We start from the raw sequence: 1,794 nt of genomic DNA on the forward strand, positions 1-1,794 counted from the left end.
CCCATCTCGATCGAGACCATCGACGATACGGTGCTGACGCTGGCCATGGAGGACTTCGTCTGGGACAGCGTGGCTGAGTTCTTCCCCGCCACGCCAGAGGCGCCGATTCGCGGCATCAACCTGGTCGAGTTTAGCGGTGACGACCCCAAGGCCGTGGCCGAGCAGGTGCAGGCCTTTACCCAGCATCTGGCCCAGGACACAACGGTCACCCGGCTGGGGTACACCTTGGCCGAAGGCCGTGAGCAGATCGGCGCCGTGTACGGGATGCGCAAGCGCTCGGTCGGTCTGTTAGGCAATGTCCAGGGTGAAAAACGCCCGCTGCCGTTTGTCGAAGACACCGCCGTACCGCCGGAGCACTTGGCCGAGTTTATCGGTGAGTTCCGCGCTGCGCTGGACGCCCGTGGGCTTGCTTACGGCATGTTCGGCCACGTCGATGCCGGGGTGCTGCATGTACGCCCCGCGTTGGATATGAAAGACCCGGCCCAGGAAGCGCTGATTCGGGAAATTTCCGATGAGGTGGCCGCCCTGACCCAAAAGTACGGCGGACTGTTATGGGGCGAGCACGGTAAAGGCGTGCGTTCTGAGTATGCGCCTAAATTTTTTGGCGCACTCTACCCCAGCTTACAGCGGGTCAAAGCGGCGTTTGACCCGCATAACCAGCTCAACCCCGGCAAGATCGCTTCACCGGCAGAGGACAGCGCGCTGATCGCGAAAGACAGCGACCCGAACCTGCTGGCCATTGATGCGGTGCCCATGCGCGGTCAGTTGGACCGCACCATCGACGAGCGCGCCTGGCAGGCCTATGACGCGGCGGTGTACTGCAACGGCAACGGCGCCTGCTACAACTACGATGTTGACGACCCCATGTGCCCCTCGTGGAAGGCTACCCGTGATCGCCGCCATTCCCCCAAGGGGCGTGCCAGTCTGATCCGTGAATGGCTGCGCCTGCAGTCCCAGGCGGGCATTGACGTGGTGGAAGAGTCACGCAAGAAGAAAGCCGAGCGCACCTGGGGGTTTATCAAGCACTTCCCCCAGCGGGTTGCCAATACGCTCAGCCGCCAGCAGCATCACGACTACTCCCACCAGGTGTATGACGCCATGGCCGGATGCCTGGCGTGTAAATCCTGCGCGGGCCAGTGCCCCATCAAGGTGAACGTGCCACAGTTTCGTTCACAGTTCCTGGAGGTCTACCACGGGCGCTATTTACGTCCGCTGCGTGACTACGTGATCGGCGGCACGGAATTCATGCTGCCCACGCTTGCCAGGGCAGCGCCGCTGTATAATGCCTTGATGGGCCAGCGCTGGATGGAAACGCTGCTGCGCCGTAGCGTGGGCATGAGCGATTCCCCGCTGCTCTCCCGCGCCAGTGTGAAAAAGCAGCTACGGGCCTGGGGCGTGGCGGAAGCCACGCCGACGTCACTGGCCTTGCTCACCGAGCAGCAGCGCGCCCAGAGCGTGATTTTAGTCCAGGATGCCTTCACCACGCACTTTGAAGCCAAGCTGGTCATGGACGTGATCGAACTGCTCTCACGCCTCAACCTGCGCGTGTTCGTGATGCCGTATAGCGCCAACGGCAAGCCGCTGCATGTGCAAGGCTTTTTAGGCGCCTTTGAACGTACCGCAGAAAAGCAGGCCAAGCGGCTGCGCGTCTTAAATGAGTTTGAGGTGCCCATGGTGGGCATCGACCCGGCAATGACCCTGACCTACCGCCAGGAATACGTTAAAGCGCTGGGGGCCGACGCCGTGCCTGACGTCTTAATGCTTCAGGAGTGGCTGGCCACCCGGGTGAACACC

1 protein-coding gene is annotated in these 1,794 nt (G+C 62.2%); it reads left to right on the plus strand.

Translation table 11 applies throughout. The features are described from left to right. Positions 1 to 1,794 (plus strand): FAD-linked oxidase C-terminal domain-containing protein (locus tag ACT3XD_RS19505; protein ID WP_444280694.1); only part of this gene is annotated, 1,794 nt, incomplete at both ends.

Origin of the sequence: Halomonas sp. AOP7-B1-5 (assembly GCF_052353045.1) — a bacterium.
GTDB classification, from domain to species: domain Bacteria; phylum Pseudomonadota; class Gammaproteobacteria; order Pseudomonadales; family Halomonadaceae; genus Vreelandella; species Vreelandella colorata.